We start from the raw sequence: 22,700 nt of genomic DNA, 5'->3' as shown, positions 1-22,700 counted from the left end.
GGGCATACGAAGGGAGCCGGGGAGGGGTCCTGGCGTTACGGCCTCAGCAGCGTGGCGATCCCGCGCGCCACCCGGTCGAGCGGCTCCCGGCTGCGATGCGCCCTGGCCAGCAGCAGCGCGCCCTCGATCAGGGCCAGGACCGTGGCGGCCGTGTCGGCGGGCTCCGGGTGCCCGTCCACGGCCAGCCGGTGACGCAGTGCCTCCTCCCACGAGCCGTAGACCTCGGCGCAGACCTCCTGGAGGGGGTCGCTGACGGCCGCCATCTCCAGCGCCACCGTGGCCACCGGGCAGCCCTTGCGCCACCCGGAGGCCTCAAGCCGGTCGCCCAGCAGTGCGAGCACCCCGGTGACCAGGCTCACGGCGTCGGGCGCGGACTCGGCAAGCTCCCGCACCATCCGGCCGACCTCGTGACCCGCCCGCCGTACGGACTCACCGACGAGCTGGTCCTTGCCGCCGGGGAAGTGGAAGTAGAGCGAGCCGCGCGGCGCTCCGCTGGCCGCGACCACCTGGTTCAGCCCGGCCCCGAAGTAGCCGCCGCCCTCGATCAGCTCCCGCGTCGCGTCGAGCAGCCGCGTCCTGGTCTCCTCACCCTTGCGTCCCATGGCCCAAAAAATAGACCGGTCTGCTTATTCTTGGCAACCCGGGGCGGTGAAGCGCGAGAGCTTGTCCGGATTCAGCACGGCCCGCACCGCCGTGATCCGCCCCTCCGTCACCTCGATCGCGAAGACCGCGACGACCACGTCCCCGGCCCACACCACGATCCCCTCCTCGCCGTTGACCTCGGTGTGGGCGAACCCACCCCCGGGGCCGAACTTGGCGGCGATCCCGGCCAGGAAGCGGACGACCTTGTCCCGGCCCTCCACGGGGCGCAGCGCGGCACCGACCCGGCCACCGCCGTCGGACCAGACGACCACGTCGACGGCGAGCAGCCGCTCAAGCCCGGCGAGGTCGCCGCCCCGCGCGGCGTCGAGGAACCGCTCGACGATCCTGCGCCGCTGCTCCCCGGGCACGTCGAACCTCCGGGGCTCGCCCATCCGCTTCCTCGCCCTGATCAGGAGCTGGCGGCAGTGGGTCTCCGAGAGGTCGAGCACCTCGGCGATCTCGCGGTAGCCGTACGAGAAGGCCTCGCGGAGCACGAAGACGGCGCGCTCCGGAGGGGTGAGGCGCTCAAGCAGCGTCAGGAACGCCATGGAGACCGCGTCACGTCGCTCGGCGGTCTCCAACGGACCGAGCGCCGCCGACTCGACGGGCTCGGGAAGCCAGGGGCCGACGTAGCTCTCACGGGTGGCACGGGCGGCGGTCAGCCGGTTGAGACAGAGGTTGGTGACCACCTTGGCCAGCCACGCCCCCGGCGTCTCCACGTTCCGCCTGTCGGCGGTATGCCAGCGCAGGTAGGCGTCCTGGACGACGTCCTCTGCCTCCGCGGCCGAACCGAGCATCCGGTAGGCCAGGCCGAACATCCGCCGCCGCAGTTCCTCGAACTCATCGACCATCCGTCCAGGGTCCCAGAGCTCAGCGGGCGCCCGGCTCACGGGGACTCCCTGAAGGCCCTGCGGTAGGCCGAGGGCGAGGTGCGCATCGTCCTGGCGAAGTGGTGCCTGAAGGTCACGGCGCTGTCGAAGCCCACCGCCGCCGCGACCTCCTCGATCGAGGCCGAGCCTGACTCCAGCGGCTCCAGGCTGGCCGCGATCCGCTGGGAGATCACCCAGCGCAGCGGGCTCGTCCCGGTCTGGCGGGCGAAGTGCCGCAGGAAGGTGCGTTGCGACATGCGGGCGGCCCCGGCCATCCCGGCGACCGTGATCGGCTCGGCCAGGTGCCCGAGCGCCCAGGCCATCGCGACGGCCACCGCGTCGTCCCCCTCCGCGGGCGCCACCGGGGCCTGGACGAACTGGGCCTGCCCGCCCTCCCGGTGCGGCGGGACGACCAGCCTGCGCGCGACCGAGTTGGCCACGCCGGGGCCGTGGTCGGTGCGGACCAGGTGCAGCAGCAGGTCGAGGCCCGCGGCGCTGCCCGCGCTGGTCAGCACGTCCCCGCCGTCCACGTACAGGACGTCGGGGTTGACCCTGACCAGCGGGAACCTCTCCCTCAGCAGGTCGGCGTACCTCCAGTGGGTGGTCGCCTCACGCCCGTCGAGCAACCCCGCGGCGGCCAGCGCGAAGGCCCCCGAACAGATCGACACGATCCTGGCCCCACGCTCGTGCGCCGTCCGCAGCGCCCTGACCAGCTCCGCGGAGACCTCCCCCCGCACGTCCGCGACCGCGGGCACGATCACCGTGTCCGCCGCCGCGGCCACGTCGAGCCCGTGCCCGGCCCGCATGGTGAACCCTCCGACGACCCGCAGGTCGGCCGGGGTCTCGGCGCAGACCGTCAGCTCGTACCAGGGGACGTCGAGTTCGGGCCTGGGAATGCCGAAGATCTCCACCACGCAGCCGAGTTCGAAGGGGGCCATGCCGTCGAAGGCGACGGCGGACACGGTGTGCGCCCGCCACGCCGGGAAGAGAAGCGACATGGCGGGATATTAGCGATAAGCGGCGTTCACGCCACTGGCCGGAGGGGCGCCGTGCGCGAAACCATGTCTCACGCACGGCACCGTTCTCCGAGAAAGGCATGTGATGTCCGCCCCCTCATCCGCCGTCACCGCGGTCCCCGCCGCCGGGAGCACCACGGCGATCGCCCACTTCGCCGCCCGGCTCGCCTTCGAGACCGACGTCTCCGACGTGGCCGCCGACCTGGCGGCCGGAGTCCCGGACGTCGTCGTGGTCGACACACGTGGCGTCCAGGCCTGGCTTCAGGGCCACGTCGCGGGAGCCGTACACCTGCCGACCGGCGAGATCGCCGCCCGCGCGGCCGAGGTGGTCCCCACGGGGGCGACCGTGGTGACCTACTGCTGGGGACCGGGCTGCAACGGCGCCACCAGGGCGGCCCTGGAGTTCGCCAGGCTCGGTCACCCCGTCAAGGAGATGATCGGCGGCTTCGAGTACTGGGCCCGGGAGGGCCTGCCCGTCGAGACCTCGGAGGGGGTCTCCCGGCGTGCGCCCGACCCGCTGACCGCCCCTGCCCTCGGCGTCTCCTGCGCCTGCTGACGCCCTCAGCCGTTCGCGGCGAGCAGATCGACGCCGTTGCCGTCGGGGTCGTGGACGATGGCGTACCGCTGCCCCCAGAACGCGTCCCAGGGCTCCTTGTGGCCCTCGTAGCCCAGGGAGACGAGTTCGTCGTAGGCGGCGTCCACCTCGGCGGGGGTGTCGAACTCGAAGGCGAACGCCGTCCGGGAGCCTCCGGTGGGCGGCCGCCAGCCCGGGTCGAAACCGTGGAGCGTCTCGACCGTGTCCCAGACGAGCTTCAGCCCCCCGGGCAGTTCCGCCTCGACGTGCGGCTCCCCGTCCGCCTCCGGCGGCAGGTCCAGGCCCAGCCGGCGGTAGAACGCCAGCGACCTGGCCATGTCCTTGACGACGATTCCCACGAAACTCAGACGTGCCCGCATATCAATGTCTTTCCGGTTGAGGTGCCGTGCTCGGTGCGCGCGTCCCGGGGCCGCGCACGGCCCAACCTAACCGGAGGTCACATCCACGGTCTTGCAGGAATCAGACGACTCACGCCTCGGCGGACGCCCTGAGCGCGGCGGCCAGCCAGAGGAAGGCCGCCACGGCCGGAGGGAACGGCGGGCGCCCGTTGATGGCCCCCACCAGCTGCCAGTACCGCTCGACCCGCAGGTCGCTGAACAGCTCCACCTGCTCGGCCAGCCGTACCCGCTCCTGTGCCCGGGTCTCCGGCGCGACGATCAGGTCGAGTACGGCCCTCCCCTCGGCCGAGTCCGGCGCGACCCCCGCCGCCTGGGCCGGGACGGCGTGCTCCATGACGGCCTGGTGGTCCAGCGGGTCTGCGGGGCTGTCCGCGTTCTGGCCCGCCACCACCATCTCCCTGACCCGGCGCTGGAAGTCCTCGTCCTCGACGAGTTCCGCCAGCTCCATCCAGGCGTCCACCTGCTCCGGGCTCGGCTCGTCCGGCAGTTCGGTGTTCACCTGCCGCATGCCGTTCGCGATGCCCAGCGCCGGGCCCTCGCCGGGGTCGACCCCGGCGAGGACGCGGTCCACGAAGTCATCGATGATCTGCTGCCGCTCCCGCGCGGACAGCCTGGCCAGTCTGTGCATCAGTGACACCTCCTCGATCGTGCTGCCGCGCTTGGCGACCGTGCTCAGCACGGCGCGGCGCAGCCGCAGGGTACGGATCTCCGCCTCAAGCGCCGCGACATGCGTCTCGGCGACCTGGGCGACTGTCGTGGCCCGGCACAGGACCTCCTCGACCGCCTCAAGACCGAACCCGAGTTCGCGCAGGGTCCTGACGAGGTCGAGCCGGGCGACCGCCCGCGCGTCGTAGAGACGGTAGCCGCCCGCGGACCGCCCGGTCGGCGGCACCAGACCGCTGTCCGACCAGAAACGGATCGTCCGCACCGGCAGTCCCGTACGGCGGGCGAGCTGCCCGATCGTGAAAAGCTCCGTGCCTTCGCTCACGGCACCACTGTGCCGTCTCCACTCACTGGAGACTCAACTCCCTTTTCCCGCGATGCTCCCTTTCCCCGCGATCGGGAGAGACGACGGGGAGCCGGTGAGCCATGTGGCTCACCGGCTCCCCGGTTCAGGCCGTGTCAGCTGCAGCCGCTGGTCGAGCCGCAGCCCTCGCAGACGTAGCAGCTGCCCGCGGGACGCATCTTGGTGCCGCAGGTCATGCACAGCGGCGCGTCGGCGGTGCGGCCCTGGTGCGACTCCAGGGAGCCCGCGGCGCGCTCGGGGGCGGCCACCTCGACGGTCTGGGCGCGGGTCTCGGAGCGGGGCTGGGGCCGCTCGATGGGCGCGGAGGTGGCCAGCTCGGCGATGACCTCGTCCGCGGCGATCGGGGCCGGGTCCTCGCCCCGCTGCTGGGCGGCGCGCTCGGAGGCCGAGAAGATCCCCAGGGCGGCCCGCTCGTCGTAGGGCAGGTGGTCGAGCGCCAGGCGGCGGAAGATGTAGTCCATCACCGAGGCGGCCATCCGGATGTCCGGATCGTCGGTCATGCCCGCCGGGTCGAAGCGCATGTTGACGAACTTGCCCACGTAGGTCTCCAGCGGCACGCCGTACTGCAGGCCGATGGAGATGGCCACGGAGAAGGCGTCCATGACGCCCGCCAGGGTGGAACCCTGCTTGGACATCTTCAGGAAGACCTCGCCGAGACCGTCGTCGGGGTAGGACGAGGCGGTCATGTAACCCTTGGCGCCACCCACCGTGAAGCGGGTGGTGGTGCTGGGCCGCTGGTTCGGCATCCGGCGCCTGGTCGGACGGCTGACCTCGACGACCTGGACCTCGGGCTCGGCCGGCTCGGCCTTCTCCTCGGTCTTCTTGCCCGCCGCCGACAGCGGCTGGCCGACCTTGCAGTTGTCGCGGTAGACGGCCAGGGCCTTCAGGCCGAGCTTCCAGCCCTCCATGTAGACCTGCTCGATGTCCTCGACCGTCGCGGACTCGGGCAGGTTGACGGTCTTGGAGATGGCACCGGACAGGAACGGCTGGGCCGCCGCCATCATCCGCACGTGGCCCATCGGCGCGATGGCCCGCTCTCCCATGGCGCAGTCGAACACCTCGTAGTGCTCGGGCCGAAGACCGGGGGCGTCCACGACGTGGCCGTGCGCGGCGATGTACTCGACGATCGCCTCGACCTGCTCCTCCTGGTAGCCGAGCTGGCGCAGCGCCCGCGGGATCGTCTGGTTGACGATCTGCATGGAGCCGCCGCCCACGAGCTTCTTGAACTTGACCAGGGCGAGGTCGGGCTCGATGCCGGTGGTGTCGCAGTCCATCATCAGGCCGATGGTGCCGGTCGGCGCGAGCAGCGAGGCCTGGGCGTTGCGGTAGCCGTTCTTCTCGCCGAGCTTGAGGCAGTCGGCCCACTGGCGGGAGGCCTCGGTGTGGATGACCCGGTCCATCCCGCCCAGGGTGCGCAGGTCGTCGTTGGCCGCGGCGTGCTTGCGCATGACGCGCTTGTGCGCCTCGGCGTTGCGGGCGTAGCCCTCGTACGGCCCGACGACCGCGGCCAGCTCGGCGCTGCGGCGGTAGGAGGCGCCGGTCATCAGCGAGGTGATGGCCCCGGCGATGGCCCGGCCGCCCTCGGAGTCGTAGGCGTGGCCGGTTGCCATGAGCAGCGCGCCCAGGTTGGCGTAGCCGATGCCGAGCTGACGGTAGGCCCGGGTGGTCCGGTCGATCTTCTCGGTCGGGAAGTCGGCGAAGGTGATGGAGACGTCCATCGCGGTGATGATCAGCTCGGTGAGCTTCACGAAGGCCGCGACGTCGAAGGTGTCGTCGTCCCTGAGGAACTTCAGCAGGTTGATGCTGGCCAGGTTGCAGGAGGAGTTGTCCAGGTGGAGGTACTCGGAGCAGGGGTTGCTCGCCGTGATGCGGCCGGTCTCCGGGCTGGTGTGCCAGTCGTTGATCGTGTCGTCGTACTGGACGCCGGGGTCGGCGCACTCCCAGGCGGCCTGGGCCATCTTCCTGAACAGGGACTTGGCGTCGACCTTCTCGATCACCTCGCCGGTGAGGCGTGCGCGCAGCCCGAAGTCACCGCCGTTCTCGACGGCCCGCATGAACTCGTCGGAGACGCGCACGGAGTTGTTGGCGTTCTGGTACTGGACGGAGACGATGTCCTTGCCGCCCAGGTCCATGTCGAACCCGGCGTCGCGCAGCGCGCGGACCTTGTCCTCCTCGCGCGCCTTGGTCTCGATGAACTCCTCGATGTCGGGGTGGTCGACGTCCAGGACGACCATCTTGGCCGCGCGGCGGGTGGCGCCGCCGGACTTGATGGTGCCCGCCGAGGCGTCGGCGCCGCGCATGAAGGAGACGGGGCCGCTGGCCGTACCGCCGCTGGAGAGCAGTTCCTTGGAGGAACGGATCCGGGAGAGGTTCACCCCCGAGCCCGAACCACCCTTGAAGATCACACCCTCTTCCTTGTACCAGTCGAGGATGGACTCCATCTGGTCGTCGACGGCCAGGATGAAACAGGCGCTGACCTGCTGCGGGGAGGCGGTGCCGACGTTGAACCAGACCGGCGAGTTGAAGCTGAAGACCTGGTTGACCAGGGCGTGCTTGAGCTCGTGGTCGAAGATCTCGGCGTCCTCCTCGGTCGCGAAGTAGCCCTCCTCGACCGCGGTCCTGGTGTAGACGCCGACCACCCGGTCGACGAGCTGCTTCAGGCTCCACTCGCGCTGCGGGGTGCCGACGGCGCCCCGGAAGTACTTGGTGGTCACGATGTTGGCGGCGTTGACCGACCAGGAGTCGGGGAACTCGACGCCCCGCTGCTCGAAGTTGACCGAGCCGTCCCGCCAGTTGGTCATGACGACGTCACGGCGTTCCCAGGTCACCTGGTCGTACGGGTGCACCCCGGGCGTGGTGAAGATGCGCTTCATCTTCAGTCCCTTGCGTGGCCGCTTGCCCCCGCGCGCGACCGCGCCGTTGACCGTCTCCGTCATGACTTCCCCCTTCCGAGGCTCCATGGAGCCCCCAGTCGGACCAGTTCAACACGCCGCGTACTCCCCCGGCGCCCGGGGACTGACTCAGTCGCGCCGCGCGGAACGCTCGGCGCGCAGCTGTTCGATCTCGGCCTCGAAGTCGGCCAGGGTCTCGAAGCCCCGGTAGACGGAGGCGAAACGCAGGTACGCCACCTCGTCGAGCTCGCGGAGCGGGCCCAGGATCGCCAGCCCGACCTCGTGGGCCGCGATCTCCGCGGCCCCGGTCGCCCGGATGCTCTCCTCGACCCGCTGGCCGAGCTGGGCCAGCGAGTCCTCGCTCACCGGGCGCCCCTGACACGCACGCCGGACACCGGCGATCACCTTGTCCCTGAAGAACGGCTCGGTCACCCCGCTGCGTTTGCTCACCATGAGCAACACCGTCTCCTGCGTGGTGAACCTGCGCCCGCACTCCGGGCAGGTGCGCCTGCGCCGGATGGCGCTGCCGTCCTCGGTCGACCGGCTGTCGATGACCCGCGTGTCAGGATGACGACAGAACGGACAGTGCACGCGTGTCGCCTCCCTGACTTGCCCAGCGGCTCATCTTCCTCGCGTTGCTCCGCCGGCTCTGCGATCTCCGTGTGGAGACGCTCACGCACGCCCTCGAATGGTCGAGATGCGGTAATAGAAACACAATCTATGGTGGAGCGGAATGATGAAGCCACTAGATGTTGTGGTCCAACCGTAGGAGTGTCGGACCATGAACGCAAGTTAGGAAGGGCCTGCCGAGCGAAGTCGCCGATCAGCGCAGCTCAAGGGCGTCAGCCGGGCGTGTCGCCCTTCCGGTACGGCCCCGCGGGCGCCGTCCGGACATGCGGCACCCCTCCCCGGGGCGTGCGAACGGGCTGATCGCCGAGGTCCATTATCGGGTGAGCCCGGGGCGCGTCGTCACGCTCCGTCGTCGGCGCCCCCGCCTGCCCCTCCTCGGAGCGCCCAGGATCCCCACTGGCCACAGGGCCCGCAGAGGCCTGTCGAGGCGCCCCGGAAAGCCTTCTAGGAGGCGAGGGCCGCGTCCAGGAGGGCACCCGCCCAGAAGGCCGCCAGAACGAGGAGCACGAGCGCCAGGACCGCCACGACCCTCCCCCTGCGGGTCAGCCTGACCGGGGCGCGCCTCCGCCGGACGGTCGCGTGCGCCACCCTCCCCCCGGCGACGGCCCGCCTCCGCGCAACCGCCGGAACCGTACGGCCCGCACGCCCCGCGGCGGTCCCACGGGGACGCGCGACGGGCCGCCCGCCCCCCGCCGCCCCACGGCCCGCGTCCTTGGCGGCCGTCTCCCCGGTGCCCCTGACCAGCGTCAACGTGGGCCTGGTTGTCCTCGTGGCCGCCTTCACGGTGCCCCCCATCTCTTCGACCTGGCCGAACACATGTCGAAGAAAGATCGGCGAATCGAACACGATGTCGATCGAACTCCCGTACGATGTTGTACACCACGCCGCCACCGATTTCGAGGACCATTCGAACAAATGTTTGAGTATGATCTTCGGCGGAGGTACGGTCGCTGTGTGCGACGCAACCAATACAGACCGGGAGCGAGGAGATCATATGAGTGAGCGCGACGAGAGCGGCGCGGCCGTCAGTGACCTGGCGGTGCGCAGGCGTGACTCCCTCGGCCTCACCCCCAGGCAGCGCAAGATCCTTGAGGTGATCCGCGACTCGGTGCAGCAGCGCGGCTACCCGCCGTCGATGCGCGAGATCGGCGAGGCGGTGCAGCTGACCAGCACCTCCAGCGTGTCGCACCAGCTGACGGCCCTGCAGCGCAAGGGCTACCTGCGCCGTGACCCGCACCGCCCGCGTGCCCTGGAGGTGCGCCTGCCCGGCGAGCCGGTGCTGTGGGTCGACCCCGACGCCAACGCCGAGGAGACCTCGGTCAACCGCCCGACCGCGGCCTACGTGCCGCTCGTCGGCCGGATCGCCGCCGGCGGCCCGATCCTCGCCGAAGAGAGCGTGGAGGACGTCTTCGCCCTGCCCAAGCAGCTCGTCGGCGAGGGCACCCTCTTCCTGCTCCAGGTCACGGGCGACTCCATGATCGACGCCGCGATCGCCAACGGCGACTGGGTGGTCGTCCGCCAGCAACCCGTCGCCGACAACGGCGACGTGGTCGCCGCGATGATCGACGGCGAGGCCACGGTCAAGACCTTCAAGCGCAAGGACGGCCACGTCTGGCTGGTTCCGCACAACACGAACTACGACCCGATCCCCGGTGACGAGGCCACCGTCCTGGGCAAGGTCGTGGCGGTGCTGCGCAAGCTCTGAGGCGCCCCGGCGGCATCTCTCCCGGAACGCGAGGAGTGACCCTCAAACCGAGGGTCACTCCTTTCTGCGTTCACGGTCAGGGAACGATGTTGACCAGCTTGGGGGCCCTGACGATGACCTTGCGGGGCGCGCCGGACAGGAAGGCCTGCACCTTCTCCGACGCCAGCGCCAGTGCCTCCAGGTCAGCATCGGAGATCTCCGGGGAGACCTCCAGACGGTCACGGACCTTGCCCGCGACCTGTACGACGCAGGTGACGGTCTCCTGCACCAGCAGCGCCGCCTCCGCGACCGGCCACCCGGCGGTCGCGACGGAGGCGGGGTGCCCCAGCCGCTCCCAGCCCTCCTCCGCCGCGTACGGCGCGACCAGGGACAGCATGACCGCCAGGGTCTCCGCGGCCTCGCGCACCGCCGGGTCGGCGGCACCGGGGCCCGAGTCGATGGCCCTCCTGGCGGCGGTCGTCAGCTCCATCATCCTGGCGATCGCGACGTTGAAGCGGTACGAGTCGAGCAGCTTGGTGACCTCGTCCACGGTCCGGTGGACGACCTTGCGCAGCTCCAGGTCACCGGTGGAGAAGTCGGCGCCGGGCGCGGAGCCCGCACCGGCCTCGGCCATGACGCGGAAGGCCCTGGCCAGGAACTTCTGCGACGCGGCCGGGGAGACGTCGGCCCAGTCGATGTCGTCCTCGGGCGGGCCGGCGAACAGCACGGTCAGCCTGACCGCGTCGACGCCGTAGGTGTCGATCTGCTGGCCCAGGTCGACCCCGTTGCCCAGCGACTTCGACATCGCCTTGCCCTGGTTGATGACCTGCCCCTGGTTCAGCAGGCGCAGGAAGGGCTCGGTGAAGTCGAGCATGCCCATGTCGTGCAGGACCTTGGTGAAGAAACGCGAGTACAGCAGGTGCAGCACCGCGTGCTCGACACCGCCGACGTACTGGTCGATCGGCCCCCACCTGCGGACCTTCTCCACGTCGAAGGGACCGTCCAGGTAGGTCGGATCCACGTAACGCAGGTAGTACCACGAGGAGTCGACGAAGGTGTCCATCGTGTCGGTGTCACGCTTGGCGGCTCCGCCGCACTTGGGGCAGGAGACGTTGACCCAGTCCTCGGCCGAGGCCAGCGGGGAGACACCCTTGGGCGCCAGCGCCTCACCACGCATGTCGGGCAGGGTGACGGGCAGCTGGTCGTCGGGGACCGGGACCTCGCCGCAGTCCGCGCAGTGGATGATCGGGATCGGGCAGCCCCAGAAACGCTGGCGGGACAGCAGCCAGTCACGCAGGCGGAAGTTGACCGCCGCCCTGCCGGTCCCGCGCCCGGCCAGCACCTCGATGATCCTGTGGATGGCCTCGGCCTTGGACAGGCCGTCCAGCGGCCCCGAGTTGACCAGGGTGCCCTCACCCGCGGTGGCGATCCCGGTCTCCCCCGGGTCGGCCATGCCGGTGTGGACGACGACCCGCACCGGCAGGTCGAAGGCGCGGGCGAAGTCGAGGTCGCGCTGGTCGTGGGCGGGAACCGCCATGATGGCGCCGTGGCCGTAGTCGGACAGCACGTAGTCGGCCGCCCAGACCGGCATGCGCTCGCCGTTGACCGGGTTGATCGCGTAGCGGCCCAGGAAGACGCCGGTCTTCTCCTTCTCGGTGGACAGCCGGTCGATGTCGGACAGCTTGGCGACCTCGGCCCGGTAGGTCTCGAAGGCCTTCCGCTGCTCGTCGGAGACGATCTCCTCGGCCAGCGGGGCGTCCGGGGCGACGACGAAGAAGGTCGCGCCGTACAGCGTGTCGGGGCGGGTGGTGTAGACCGTGACCGGCTCGTCGCGACCCTCGATCACGAAGTTGACGTCCGCGCCCTCGGACCTGCCGATCCAGTTGCGCTGCATGGTCAGCACGCGCTCGGGCCAGCCGCCCTCCAGCTGGGCCATGTCGTCCAGCAGCCGGTCGGCGTAGTCAGTGATCTTGAAGTACCACTGGGTCAGCTCCCTGCGGACGACCTCGGCGCCACAGCGCTCGCACCTGCCTCCGACGACCTGCTCGTTGGCCAGCACGGTCTGGTCGTTGGGGCACCAGTTGACCAGGCCGCCCTTGCGGTAGGCCAGGCCGCGTTCGAAGAAGCGCAGGAACAGCCACTGCGTCCACCGGTAGTAGGTGGCGTCGCTGGTGTGCAGGCGGCGGGACCAGTCGAAGGAGACCGCGTAACGCTTGTAGGAGGCCGCCTGGGTCTCGATGTTGGCGTAGGTCCACTCGGCCGGGTGCGCGTCACGCTTGATGGCGGCGTTCTCCGCGGGCAGGCCGAAGGAGTCCCAGCCGATCGGGTGCAGCACGTTGTAGCCGCGCTGGAACCAGTAGCGCGACACGATGTCACCGATGGCGAAGGCCTCGGCGTGACCCATGTGCAGGTCGCCCGAGGGGTAGGAGAACATGTCGAGCATGTAGCGACGCTCACGCGGGTCCGCGGGGTCGTCGGAGGCGTGGAACGGGTCCAGTTCCTCCCACCGCCGCTGCCACTTGACCTGCAGTGCCTGCGGATCGTAGTGCTGCTCGTCGCTGTTCACGTCGGCTCGCTCGCTCACGTCAATCTTCCCTCGGTATACGTCTGCTGCGATGATCTGACCCGTCCGGCCCAATAGAAAAACCCTCCGCTCATGCGAAGGGCAGCCGCACCGGCGGGCGTCTAACGCCGAGAAGGCCGATGCGGCCCGGTAAGCAGCAGGGTCGCGGCACGCATACGGCAAGACTATCGCAGTCCGCAAGCCGTATTCGTGGCCTGGGGAAACGAATTGGATCACGGTAAACGGAGGACGCCCGTCCGGCGATCCAGCACAATAAGAGCAATCACGTGCCTGGAGCGGGCCGAGACCTGATGGGGACACATCCGTTGTGACCTCGCATGTCCCGTCAGTTTACTCTTCTCACCGTGGCACACTCAGTCGAGCCGGGGCAGGGCCCGGATCCCTTGGAGGCCGGCCTGCCGATGCAGGATCCACCGACCGACCCCACAGGACTCCAGTTCAGGGGGGCGTTCTCCGGTTTCCCTGCGAACATCCCTGCCTCCCGTGAGACCATGCCGAATACCCATAATTCGGGCACCCGTGCGGAAGGTAAGGAAGCCATGGCCCCGGAGCAGCCCAGCCAGCCCCACCTGCCTCCGGCGTGGCCGGAGGCGGCGGAGACGACGTCCGGCTGGGCGAACGACTCCTTCGGCGCCTCGTCGCCACGACTTCCCCTCCCCCATGAGGAGCCGGCCTCGCCCGCCGACGGCCAGGGACAGCCGGGCGCCGGTTGGGAGCAGGCGGGGGCGAGCACGCCCGAATACGGCTGGAGCCAGCCGACGCCGTCCCAGACCCCCAACGGGGCTCCCAGCGGGTCCTCCAACGGCTCCGCGACTCTCGGCGGCGGCTGGGACCAGGCGCTGGCCTCCCCTTCGGGGGGCGCGCCCGACGACATGGAGACCCCCCGGCAGGGCGTCCCCACCCAGCCTCCCGTCACCGATCCGGCGTCCGGCTGGAACTCCCCGGCGGGGACCGGGTGGGACCAGGCAGCCCGTACGGCGCCCGCCGATCCGCGGGACCGCCCCGCCTCCAGCGCCACGACCAGTTGGAGCGACGCGTTCACCCCGCAGCCGAAGGACGCCCTCAGGCCGGACCCCGACCTGGCCGGCGGATACGGAGGCCAGCTTCCCGAGGCCGCTCCCGTGAGTGCCGAGCCCCGGTGGGACCCGCAGCCCCCGGCGGAGGCGGCACCCGCCGACAACCCGGTGTGGCCGCCCGCCACCGCCGAGAACACCGGGTGGCCGTCCGCCACCACCCCACAGGACGACGCCGCGCAGCCGCCCGCCACCGCAAACGCCTCCTGGCCGTCCGCCGCGCCGCAGGACAACGCCGTGTGGCCGCCGACGGCCCAGGCGAACGGCTCCGCCTGGCCGTCCGCCTCCGCCGAGAACACCGGGTGGCCACCCGCCGCTCCGGCCGCGGGGCCCACCGCGCCCGCGGGAGACCCGGCGCCCGGGGCAACCGCGTGGCCGTCGGCCGTGCCCGGGGACAACCCCGTGTGGCCGCCCTCCGCGGCCGAGGGAACCGTGCGGGACCCGCTGTCGCACACGTGGTCGACCCCTCCTCAGGAGGAGCCGAGCCGTGACGGCGCGCCCTTCGGCGAGGACGCAGCCCGGGGCAGCTTCGGGGTGCCGAACAACCCCGCCGTCTGGGCCCTCGCCGCGACGACCGCGCCCGAGCCCACCCCGCGCGCCGATCCGCTGAACGACCCGCTCAACGCCCCCCGCAACGCCCCGCCGGTCGACCCGTTGAGCGGCCCGCCGAACAACCCCCTGAACGACCCGCTGACGGCGCCCGCCTACGACGCGTCCGCGACACGGCATCCGGCCGACCTTCCGCTCCCGCCGCAGGCTCAGCCCTTCGGGCAACCGGGACAACCGGCATACCCGGGGCAGCCGGGGCAGCATGAGTTCGGCCACCCCGGGCAGCCCGGTCACCACCTGAGCCAGGACCCGTCCGACCCCAACAGGCGTTTCGTCACCGCGGGCCAGATCAGCGGCCCGAAGACCCCGCCGCCCGAACGTCAGCAGGAGCTGTGGGACACGGTCTTCGGCGACAACTACCAGGCCATGGGGAACGAGGACGACTTCGACGAGCAGGGCAGGCCGGTCTGGGTCTTCGCGCTGGTCGGGTCGGTGGTGATCGCGCTGGTCGGCGCGCTGCTGTGGGCGTTCATGGCCGGTCCGCTCGCCGCGACGAACGAGGCGGACCCCGCTCCCAGCGCCAAGCCCTCCGCCACGTCCAAGAAGCCGCCGAAGTCCCAGACGCTCGGCCGTCTTCCGCGTTTCCCCGGCAAGGCGTCGCCGGTCTCGGGCACCCTGGCCGACCAGGCGGCGGCGATCAGTGTGACACGGCTGGGCGGAGAGTGGCGGGAGGACCAGCGCAGGACCGTGCCCACGGTCTACGGTTTCACCACCCGCCAGTACGTCGCCGCGGGCACCGACTCCGCCGGTAGGACACAGTTCGCCCAGCTGATGTCGGGGGTGCTCCCGTCCCGGCTGAAGGACAAGTACACCTCACCGGAGAATCTCTCCCCCGTGACCAACGCGGTGGCCGCCTCGGCGCGCAAGAAGTTCTTCCCCGAGGACAACACCGCCCGCAAGACCGCCCAGCAGTCCCTGACCGTCAACGGCCTGCCCGGACAGCTGTCCGCCTACGAGATCACCACGGGCGACACCAAGACCACCATGGTCGTGGCGGCCGTGAGCACCGGCGCCGACCTTCCCTCGATCGTCTACATGTCGGTGCCCGACAGCAAGAAGGAGCTGCTGCCGGACATCAACACCGTCTTCACCTCGATCAAGGCGCTCTCCTCTTAGGACCCGCGTCCGGTCTCAGAAGTCGCACTCAAGGTGCTTGATGCCGTTGATGAAGCTGGAGCGCAGCCGGACCGGCTCGCCGACGGAGCGAATGTGCGGAAGCCGGGTGAACAGCTCACGGAACATCACGGAGATCTCCCTGCGGGCCAGGTGCGCGCCCAGGCAGAAGTGCGGTCCCGGGCCGCCGAAGGCCACGTGGGGGCCGCCCGCGCGCCGGATGTCGAAGCGCAGCGGGTCGGTGAAGACGGCCTCGTCACGGTTGGCCGCCCAGTAGTAGAGCAGCACCTTGTCTCCCTCGCGGTAGAGGTGGCCGTTCATCTCGTGGTCGCGGGTGAGGGTGCGGCGCATCCAGGCCACCGGTGAGGCCAGCCGGAGGATCTCCTCGACCGCGCCGGGCAGGCGGCCTTCGAGGTCGTCGAGGAGCAGCGCGCGCTGCTCGGGGTTGTCGGTGAACAGCTTCAGGCCGTGGGAGATGGCGTTGCGGGTGGTCTCGTTGCCCGCCACGACCAGCAGGATGAAGAACGAGCCGAGTTCACGCACGGTGAGCTTCTCGCCGTCGATGTCGGCGCTGGTCAGCGAGGTGATCAGCGGGCCACCGCCCTCGGCCGCCAGGGAGACGACGAGGTCCTGCAGGCACTGTCCCGCGCTGAGGAGCAGCTCGGCGGCACGGCTGACGTCCTCGATGAACTCGGGGTCGCCACCGGACAGGATGACGTTCGAGGCGTCGAACACCGTCTGGTAGTGCTCGGCGCCGATGCCCATCATGTCGCAGATGATCTTCAGGGGCAGCCTCGTCGCGACCTCGGTGACGAAGTCACAGCCCGGCCCCTTGACGATCAGGTCGTCCACGATCCTGGTGGCCTCGGCGCGCACGTCGGCCTCGAAGCCACCGATCATCCTGGGGGTGAAGGCCCGTGAGACGATCCGGCGGAGCCTGGCGTGCCGGGGATCGTCCATGTTGATCATCGATCCGAAGTACTCGCCGAACTCGGGACTCAGGTCGTGGATGGCCGTCGCCCCGCGTGCCGAGGAGAAGATCTCGGGGTTGCGGCTGGCCTCGACGATGTCGGCGTGCCTCACCAGCGCGTAGTAGCCCGTCCCCGGCAGGGCGAAGCTGATGTCGGGTTCGGTGAACCTCATCGGGGCGGGCTGGGCGCGCAGCAACGCGAAGGCCTCCTCCCGCTCGGCCATCGGACGCTCCCAGAAGGAGATTTTCGAGAGGTCGATGTCCGACAGTGAGACGGTCACCCCAGCTCCCCATTTGCCGATCCTGTCATGTGACTTTCCGTTCGAAGAGTGCTGAACGGGACCGTACGGATCGTGAAGGCCGGATGCTTCGATCACGGAGAACACACGCGCGCACACCGGGAGTCACGACTCGATCCCATGGCGGAACCTAACACCTGCCCCATGGTGTGGGCCGGGATTCCCCGCAGAATCCCCCGTGAATCGAAAAGGACCTCCGGGGGTCACGAACCTCCGGCGATCAGTTCGGCGGCCTTTTCCGCGATCATGACGGTGGGGGCGTGGGTGTGGCCCCGGTTGATCACCGGCATGACCGACGCGTCGGCCACGCGCAGCCCCTCGATCCCGCGAACCCGCAGGCTCGGGTCGACCACCGCGTCCGCGTCCTCGCCCATGCGGCAGGTCCCGACCGGGTGGTAGAGGGTCTCGCTGCGTTCACGGATCCAGCCGATGAGCTCCTCCTCGCTGTCGGCCCCCCGGTACGGGTCCATGGGGGCCCCCGCGAACGGCAGGAGCGCCGAGGTCGCGAACAGTTCCTTGGCCTTTCTCAGTCCGGCGACCTGTCTCCTGAGGTCGGCCTCCGCGGTGAGATAGGCGGGGTCGATGGCCACGTCACGCCCCTGGAGGAAGATCCGCCCCCTGCTCTCCGGCCGCAGGAGGATGGAGGCGATGGTCAGGCCGTGCGCGGGCGGCCGGGTGAGCCCGTGGTCGATGAAGGGCACGGGGGCGAAGATCAGCTCGATGTCGGGGGCCGGTTCGTCCGGCGAGGTCTTGATGAAGGCCACCGCCTCGCCGACGTTCGAGGTGAGCATGCCGTTCCTGCCGACCAGGAAGCGCAGCAGGTTGCCGACCGACTCGGCCTTGGCGAGCGTGACCGGTTCCGGGCAGTGCAGGATGACCCCGGAGGCGAGGTGGTCCTGGAGGTTGGCGCCGACCTGGGGAAGGTCGGCGAGCGGCTCGATGCCCTGGGCGAGCAGGTCGTCGGCGGCTCCGACGCCCGACAGCATCAGCAGGTGCGGCGAGCCGATCGCCCCCGCCGACAGGACGACCTCCCTGCGTGCCCGCACGACCGTGCCGCCGTCCCTGCCGCCTCCGTCGTTCGCGGGGGCGCACTCGACGCCCGTCGCACGCCCCTCCTCGATCAGCACCCTGCGCACCTGGCGGGAGGTCAGCACGGTGAGGTTGGGCCTCCTTACGGCCGGCCTCAGGTAGGCGTCGGCGGAGCTGCAACGGCGGCCCCTGTCCTGGGTGACGGGGGTCGGGGAGCAGCCCTCGTTCGAGGGGCCGTTCAGCTCGTCGAGGCGGGTGAGCCCGGCCTCCTCGCAGGCCTTCAGGAACACCGGGGTCAGCGGATTGGGGCTGCGCAGCTCAGAGATGCGGACCGGGCCCGCGGTGCCGTACACGTCGCCGCGGTTGGAGCCCACCCGGCCCTCGGCCCGGCGGAAGTACGGCAGGACCTCCTCGTAGGACCAGCCGGGCACGTCCCATCCGTCGTAGTCCGCCCGGTGCCCGCGCACCCACATCTGGGCGTTCATCGAGGAGGAGCCGCCGAGCATCCGGCCGCGCGGCCAGTAGAGCCGCCTGCCCGACAGGCCTGGCTGCTCGACGGTGGTGAAGTTCCAGTCGCAACCGGTCTTGAAGAGCCGGGCGAACCCGGCGGGCATCCTGACCTCCAGCTTGTCGGCCGGTCCGCCCGCCTCGATCAGCACCACCGTCGTCGCCGGGTCGGCGGACAGCCGGTTCGCCAGCACACACCCCGCCGACCCCGCCCCCACGATCACATAGTCGTACTCCACTGCGCACTGCCCCTTCGTCGCACGAACGGACGGCCCGCCTACCCTCGGTAAGCGGGCTCACATCTGCTTACCCTGAGGTGCTTTACGCGTCAATTCGTAACCATTGTTACCTACCGGTAGGTATCTCCGCCCTGAAAAGATGGCACGGGACAGATCCCGCCCTGGAGGAGGACGCCCATGCTCAATCTGTCGATCGTCCTGGAGGACAGTGCCCGCCAGCAGCCCGACCGCACCGCGATCGTCTTCGGCGACCTGCGGCTGCCGTACTCGCTGGTCGACACCATCGCCAACCAGGTCGCCAACCTGCTGGTCTCCAGAGGCGTCGGCAGAGGGGACCGGGTCGCGCTGGCCTGTCCGAATCTGCCCTACTTCCCCTTCGTGTACTACGGCATCCTCAAGACGGGCGCCACGGTCGTGCCGCTCAACGTGCTCCTGCAGCCCAGGGAGATCGCCTATCACCTGCGGGACGCCGAGGCCAAGGCCTTCTTCTGCTTCGAGGGCACGCCCGAACTGCCGCTGGGCGAGCGGGGCAGGGCGGGCTTCGAGGAGTCCGAGCCGACCGAGCACTTCATCGTCCTGCCCGCCACCGCCTTCGCCACCGAGTCCGAGCACGGCGAGACCCTGTGGGCGGCGCTTGACGGCGTTCCCGGGCAGTTCCAGACCGTGCAGACCGCACCGGACGACACCGCGGTGATCCTCTACACCAGCGGCACCACGGGGCAGCCGAAGGGCGCGGAGCTGAGCCACCAGAACATGCTGCTCAACGCCATGGTCTCGGACGAGATGTTCCCGCGCTCCGAGGGCGGTGACGCCTTCCTGGCCGCGCTGCCGCTGTTCCACTCCTTCGGCCAGACCACGGTGCTGAACCTGGGGTTCCGGCGCCGGGCGACCATCGTGCTCATGCCGCGTTTCGAGCCGGGTCCGGCGCTCGAACTGATGCGCGCGGAGAACGTCACGCTGTTCGCGGGCGTGCCGACGATGTACTGGGCCATGCTGACCAGGGTTCACGACGGTGACGCGGTCCCCTCCTCGCTGAGGGTCGCGGTCTCCGGCGGCGCCTCCCTGCCCGGTGAGGTGCTCAGGGACTTCGAGGCCACCTTCGGGATCGGCATCCTGGAGGGCTACGGCCTGTCGGAGACCTCCCCGGTGGCCAGCTTCAACCAGCTCGGCAGGCCGACCAAGCCCGGCACGATCGGCACGCCGGTCTGGGGCGTGGAGATGAGGCTGATCGACGGAGACTGGAAGACGGTCGAGGGCGAGGGTCCCGGGGAGATCGCCGTCCGCGGCCACAACGTGATGAAGGGCTACTACAACCGCCCCGAGGCCACCGCGGAGGTCATGAACGACGGCTGGTTCCGCACCGGCGACATCGCCGTGCGTGACGCCGACGGCTACTACACGATCATCGACCGGGCCAAGGACATGATCATCCGGGGTGGCTTCAACGTCTACCCGCGTGAGGTCGAGGAGGTGCTGATGACCCACCCCGGCGTCTCCCTCGCCGCGGTGGTCGGAGTCCCCCACGACTCGCACGGCGAGGAGGTCAAGGCCTATGTCATCCGCACCCAGGGGGCGACGCTCACCGAGGACGAGCTGGCCGCCTGGGCCAGGGAGAACATGGCGGCCTACAAGTATCCCCGTTTCGTCGAGTTCCGTGAGACCCTCCCGATGACCGCGACCGGCAAGATCCTCAAGCGTGAGCTGAGGTAGGGGGCCCGGCCCTCCATCGCCTCCAGGGCCGTTCCGAACCCGGAAGGCCGCGGCCCGCACCCCGGTGGATGCGGGCCGTGGCCCCTGGTGATGAGTCCGGTACGAGGCCCCCGCGAAGAGACCGGTTGAGATCAGGGCCAGTCGAGAGCCGGACGCAGCGGCACACCGGCCACGCCCTTGTCGTCGAGTTTCACGCCCAGGACCTGGTGGAGCTGGACCTTGTTGCGCTCGAAGCCGACCACGCACCCGGCCATGTAGAGCCGCCACACCCTGGCCGTCCCCTGTCCGACCTCCTCGACCGCCTCGTCCCAGTGGTCGTCGAGGTTGGCGCACCAGTGGCGCAGGGTCTGCGCGTAGTGCTCACGCAGGTTCTCCTCGTGGCGGATCTCGAAGCCGAGGTCCTCCATCTGGCGAATGAGGTGGCCGACCGACTCAAGCTCACCGTCGGGGAAGACGTAGCGGTTGATGAAGCCGCCCGCGTTGATGGTCTTCTCCACGCCGGTGGGCCTGGTGATGCAGTGGTTGAGGATGCGCCCGCCGGGCACCAGCTTGCCGTACAGGAACTTGAAGTAGAACGGCAGCTGGTCCTTGCCGATGTGCTCGGTCAGACCGATCGAGCTCACGGCGTCGAAGCCGCTCTCCTGGACGTCCCGGTAGTCCATGTGACGGACCTCGGCCAGCTCGCTGAGCCCCGCCTCGGCGATGGCCTTCTGCGCCCATTCGGCCTGCTGACGCGAGAGGGTGACCCCCAGCGCCTTCACGCCGTACTCACGGGCGGCGTGCATGACCATGCCGCCCCAGCCGCAGCCCACGTCCAGCAGCCGCATGCCCGGCTTCAGGCCGAGCTTCTTGGCCACCAGGTCGAACTTGGCGTACTGCGCCTCCTCAAGTGAGGACTCCTCGGTCGGGTAGACCGCGCAGGTGTAGGCCATGGAGGGGCCGAGCACCCAGGAGTAGAACTTGTTGGAGACGTCGTAGTGGTGGTGGATCGCCTCGGCGTCACGCTGCTTGGCGTGCCGGCTGCCCATCTTCGCGAGCATGCTGCGCCGTACCTCCTGGGGGGGAGGCGGCACCCGCATCATCAGGGGTTTGACGCCGAGCGCGCGGATCGCGGCGAGCTTCTGCGCCGTGGTGATGTCGTTGATGGTGAGTGACCACATGCGCGCCAGCAGGGAGTACATGTCCCCGTCGACGTCGAGGTGCCCCGAGACATACGCCCTGGCCAGACCCAGCTCACCCGGAGCCTGGGCTAGATAGGCCACAGCGATCGGAGACTTGACCTCGACACCGATGTCGGCGCTGTCCGGACCCGCCTTGCTGCCGTCGTACGCTCTGAAACGAATCCCCGCCTCCGAGCCGACGACCATCTCGAAGATCTCTGCGAGCTTCACAGATTCAACCTCCTAACGCCCCCGCACACACTTGTCGTAGAGGTCGAGCAACCGGCCACCCGCGTCGTATGCCCGCTTTACTGGCCAGTAGGCCGTTCCGTTATAGAACTGCCAGAACTCGTCCTCCCCGTAGAACGACGTCGAGTACAGCGACTTGTGCCCCTCCAGCTCGTGCACCCTGCGTTCGATGAGACGGTTGTAGTAGCCGTCGAACTGCCCTCTGGGCAACGGCACCGTACCCCAGAAGCCGAAGTTGACATACAGTCGCCCCGGCTCAAGGGGGTAGAGCGGCCACTGCCCGGTCGCCTTCAGGGGGCACATCCACACCGGCTCCATGCCGACCTTGTCGTGGAAGAACTCAAGGAACTCGGCTCCGCGCTCGACGGGCACCTCGATGTCCTGGATGACCGACTCCTGCAGCGGACGGCCACGCCAGCGGTCGATCCTGGCGATCACGCCGTACTTGCGGTCGAGGCCCACGAGCCTGCGGTAGACGTCCGAGCGCATCCACTTGCGCGGCATCAGCGAGCGCACCAGCGGCTCCTGCACGCCGAAGGCCCGCGAGCACCAGAACCAGTCGGTGTCCCAGCGCCAGATGTAGTCGCGGACGGTCAGCCAGTCACGGGTCCTGGTCTGGATCGACCGGTAGTAGATACGCATGCCCGTGTAGTCGGACAGATAAGGCGCCTTCTCCGCGAAGCGCCCGACGGTGATGTAGAGCTCGCCGGGGCCGAAGAACGTGCCGTCCACGAAGTCGACCGGCTCGCCGTCGTGCTCGCCGCGCTCGCAGATCTCCTTCATGGCGATCATGCACTTGTCGGCGTCGGTGAAGGGGATGTGGGTCAGCCGGACGTAGGGCTGCACACGCTTGAGCTTGATCCGGATCCGCAGCGCGTAGCCCAGCGTGCCGTAGGAGTTGGGGAAGGCGTGGAACAGGTCGCTGTGCTCGTTGTCGGCACGCGCGACGACGACACGGCCGTCACCGGTGAGGATCTCCAGCTCCTCGACCGACTCGTGCGGGAGCCCGTCGCGGAAGCTGGTCGACTCGATGCCCAGCCCCGTCACCGCCCCGCCCAGCGTGATCGTCTTGAGCTGCGGCACGACGTACGGCATGAGCCCGTGCGGGAGGGTGGCGTCCACCAGGTTCTCGTAGGTGGTCATGCCCTGCACCTCGGCGGTCATCGCCACCGGATCGACCTCGATGACCCGGTCGAGGTCACGTGCGGACAGGCGCGCCCCCTGCGAGCCCTCCCTGAAGCGGAACAGGTTCGTGGTCGCCTTCGCCAGCCGTGGCGCGGAGCCGCCGGGAATCGCGGCGTAGGAGTCCCTGATCTGCTCAACGGCACGCCGATGTGCCGACATCTGTGTCATCTGTTCCACAGGTCCTCACCCCCAGGGCTCCCACAGTAAAGATCGCCTCTAGC

General features: G+C 69.8%; 17 protein-coding genes. 4 read left to right on the top strand and 13 right to left on the bottom strand.

The genetic code is table 11. From position 1 onward, the window contains the following. Window positions 1-35: 35 nt before the first annotated feature. Genes ABZ470_RS38420 through ABZ470_RS38410 form a run of 3 tightly spaced genes read right to left on the bottom strand, consistent with a single transcriptional unit; the run spans window position 36 to window position 2,509 of the window. Window positions 36-602, bottom strand: a complete 567-nt coding sequence (locus tag ABZ470_RS38420) for a TetR/AcrR family transcriptional regulator (protein WP_362917762.1) — start codon at window positions 600-602, stop codon at window positions 36-38. A 24-nt stretch (window positions 603-626) separates the two neighbouring features. Further along, window positions 627-1,493 carry an RNA polymerase sigma-70 factor gene (locus ABZ470_RS38415; protein WP_362917760.1) on the bottom strand — a complete coding sequence of 289 codons (867 nt, stop codon included), beginning with the start codon at window positions 1,491-1,493 and terminating at the stop codon, window positions 627-629. 35 nt (window positions 1,494-1,528) lie between these two features. Further along, window positions 1,529-2,509 carry a helix-turn-helix domain-containing protein gene (locus tag ABZ470_RS38410; RefSeq protein WP_362917758.1) on the bottom strand — a complete coding sequence of 327 codons (981 nt, stop codon included), beginning with the start codon at window positions 2,507-2,509 and terminating at the stop codon, window positions 1,529-1,531. A gap of 103 nt (window positions 2,510-2,612) precedes the next feature. Here ABZ470_RS38410 and ABZ470_RS38405 point away from each other — a divergent pair, with 103 nt between their 5' ends. Next, window positions 2,613-3,083 (top strand): rhodanese-like domain-containing protein, encoded by a 471-nt coding sequence (locus ABZ470_RS38405; protein ID WP_362917756.1) that lies wholly within the window; start codon window positions 2,613-2,615, stop codon window positions 3,081-3,083. Window positions 3,084-3,088: 5 nt separating this feature from the next. Here the strand turns inward: ABZ470_RS38405 and ABZ470_RS38400 are convergent, their stop codons facing one another. The 5 genes from ABZ470_RS38400 to ABZ470_RS38380 all read right to left on the bottom strand — a co-directional run bounded on the left by ABZ470_RS38400 (window position 3,089) and on the right by ABZ470_RS38380 (window position 8,863). Then, window positions 3,089-3,481 carry a VOC family protein gene (locus ABZ470_RS38400; RefSeq protein ID WP_352015906.1) on the bottom strand — a complete coding sequence of 131 codons (393 nt, stop codon included), beginning with the start codon at window positions 3,479-3,481 and terminating at the stop codon, window positions 3,089-3,091. A gap of 109 nt (window positions 3,482-3,590) precedes the next feature. Further along, window positions 3,591-4,508, bottom strand: a complete 918-nt coding sequence (locus tag ABZ470_RS38395) for a MerR family transcriptional regulator (RefSeq protein WP_362917753.1) — start codon at window positions 4,506-4,508, stop codon at window positions 3,591-3,593. A gap of 134 nt (window positions 4,509-4,642) precedes the next feature. Further along, window positions 4,643-7,483, bottom strand: coding sequence for a vitamin B12-dependent ribonucleotide reductase (locus tag ABZ470_RS38390; protein ID WP_352015908.1), 2,841 nt, complete (start codon window positions 7,481-7,483; stop codon window positions 4,643-4,645). Window positions 7,484-7,567: 84 nt separating this feature from the next. Next, window positions 7,568-8,029 (bottom strand): transcriptional regulator NrdR, encoded by a 462-nt coding sequence (gene nrdR, locus ABZ470_RS38385; protein ID WP_184715543.1) that lies wholly within the window; start codon window positions 8,027-8,029, stop codon window positions 7,568-7,570. Between the two features lie 483 nt (window positions 8,030-8,512). Next, complete coding sequence (locus ABZ470_RS38380) at window positions 8,513-8,863, bottom strand: hypothetical protein (RefSeq protein WP_362917751.1); 351 nt, start codon at window positions 8,861-8,863, stop codon at window positions 8,513-8,515. Between the two features lie 199 nt (window positions 8,864-9,062). Here ABZ470_RS38380 and lexA point away from each other — a divergent pair, with 199 nt between their 5' ends. Further along, window positions 9,063-9,773: a transcriptional repressor LexA gene (gene lexA / locus ABZ470_RS38375; protein ID WP_362781739.1), complete on the top strand. Its 711-nt coding sequence runs from the start codon at window positions 9,063-9,065 to the stop codon at window positions 9,771-9,773. Window positions 9,774-9,849: 76 nt separating this feature from the next. On the opposite strand, the gene leuS is transcribed toward lexA, so the two are convergent. Next, window positions 9,850-12,336 carry a leucine--tRNA ligase gene (leuS, locus tag ABZ470_RS38370; protein WP_362917748.1) on the bottom strand — a complete coding sequence of 829 codons (2,487 nt, stop codon included), beginning with the start codon at window positions 12,334-12,336 and terminating at the stop codon, window positions 9,850-9,852. A 539-nt stretch (window positions 12,337-12,875) separates the two neighbouring features. Between leuS and ABZ470_RS38365 the strand changes: the two genes are divergently transcribed. Then, entirely contained in the window at window positions 12,876-15,134 is a 2,259-nt protein-coding gene (locus tag ABZ470_RS38365; RefSeq protein ID WP_362917746.1) for a hypothetical protein, read from the top strand. A gap of 15 nt (window positions 15,135-15,149) precedes the next feature. Here ABZ470_RS38365 and ABZ470_RS38360 read toward each other — a convergent pair whose 3' ends face one another. Together ABZ470_RS38360 and ABZ470_RS38355 are read right to left on the bottom strand one after the other, a co-directional pair. Continuing rightward, window positions 15,150-16,325, bottom strand: coding sequence for a cytochrome P450 (locus tag ABZ470_RS38360; protein ID WP_362917830.1), 1,176 nt, complete (start codon window positions 16,323-16,325; stop codon window positions 15,150-15,152). A 278-nt stretch (window positions 16,326-16,603) separates the two neighbouring features. Then, entirely contained in the window at window positions 16,604-18,175 is a 1,572-nt protein-coding gene (locus ABZ470_RS38355) for a GMC family oxidoreductase N-terminal domain-containing protein (protein WP_352015914.1), read from the bottom strand. A gap of 177 nt (window positions 18,176-18,352) precedes the next feature. Here ABZ470_RS38355 and ABZ470_RS38350 point away from each other — a divergent pair, with 177 nt between their 5' ends. Continuing rightward, entirely contained in the window at window positions 18,353-19,885 is a 1,533-nt protein-coding gene (locus tag ABZ470_RS38350) for a long-chain fatty acid--CoA ligase (RefSeq protein ID WP_352015915.1), read from the top strand. A gap of 131 nt (window positions 19,886-20,016) precedes the next feature. Here the strand turns inward: ABZ470_RS38350 and ABZ470_RS38345 are convergent, their stop codons facing one another. Together ABZ470_RS38345 and ABZ470_RS38340 are read right to left on the bottom strand one after the other, a co-directional pair. Continuing rightward, window positions 20,017-21,276, bottom strand: coding sequence for a cyclopropane-fatty-acyl-phospholipid synthase family protein (locus ABZ470_RS38345; protein WP_352015916.1), 1,260 nt, complete (start codon window positions 21,274-21,276; stop codon window positions 20,017-20,019). A 12-nt stretch (window positions 21,277-21,288) separates the two neighbouring features. Continuing rightward, a complete protein-coding gene (locus ABZ470_RS38340) occupies window positions 21,289-22,647 on the bottom strand; it encodes an FAD-binding oxidoreductase (RefSeq protein WP_352015943.1) in 1,359 nt (452 codons plus the stop codon). Window positions 22,648-22,700: the final 53 nt, after the last annotated feature.

Origin of the sequence: Streptosporangium sp. NPDC020072 (assembly GCF_040631445.1) — a bacterium.
Lineage (GTDB): Bacteria > Actinomycetota > Actinomycetes > Streptosporangiales > Streptosporangiaceae > Streptosporangium.
The sequence above is the reverse complement of the archived record's forward strand: the minus strand, read 5'-3'. Positions and strand labels throughout refer to the sequence as shown.

Excerpts from the sequence above, each read along its gene's own strand:
- ABZ470_RS38420 (WP_362917762.1), bottom strand. The coding sequence starts at position 602 with ATGGGACGCAAGGGTGAGGAGACCAGGACGCGGCTGCTCGACGCGACG.
- ABZ470_RS38415 (WP_362917760.1), bottom strand. The coding sequence starts at position 1,493 with ATGGTCGATGAGTTCGAGGAACTGCGGCGGCGGATGTTCGGCCTGGCC.
- ABZ470_RS38410 (WP_362917758.1), bottom strand. The coding sequence starts at position 2,509 with ATGTCGCTTCTCTTCCCGGCGTGGCGGGCGCACACCGTGTCCGCCGTC.
- ABZ470_RS38405 (WP_362917756.1), top strand. The coding sequence starts at position 2,613 with ATGTCCGCCCCCTCATCCGCCGTCACCGCGGTCCCCGCCGCCGGGAGC.
- ABZ470_RS38400 (WP_352015906.1), bottom strand. The coding sequence starts at position 3,481 with ATGCGGGCACGTCTGAGTTTCGTGGGAATCGTCGTCAAGGACATGGCC.
- ABZ470_RS38390 (WP_352015908.1), bottom strand. The coding sequence starts at position 7,483 with ATGACGGAGACGGTCAACGGCGCGGTCGCGCGCGGGGGCAAGCGGCCA.
- ABZ470_RS38380 (WP_362917751.1), bottom strand. The coding sequence starts at position 8,863 with ATGGGGGGCACCGTGAAGGCGGCCACGAGGACAACCAGGCCCACGTTG.
- lexA (WP_362781739.1), top strand. The coding sequence starts at position 9,063 with ATGAGTGAGCGCGACGAGAGCGGCGCGGCCGTCAGTGACCTGGCGGTG.
- ABZ470_RS38365 (WP_362917746.1), top strand. The coding sequence starts at position 12,876 with ATGGCCCCGGAGCAGCCCAGCCAGCCCCACCTGCCTCCGGCGTGGCCG.
- ABZ470_RS38360 (WP_362917830.1), bottom strand. The coding sequence starts at position 16,325 with ATGGCCGAGCGGGAGGAGGCCTTCGCGTTGCTGCGCGCCCAGCCCGCC.
- ABZ470_RS38350 (WP_352015915.1), top strand. The coding sequence starts at position 18,353 with ATGCTCAATCTGTCGATCGTCCTGGAGGACAGTGCCCGCCAGCAGCCC.
- ABZ470_RS38340 (WP_352015943.1), bottom strand. The coding sequence starts at position 22,647 with ATGACACAGATGTCGGCACATCGGCGTGCCGTTGAGCAGATCAGGGAC.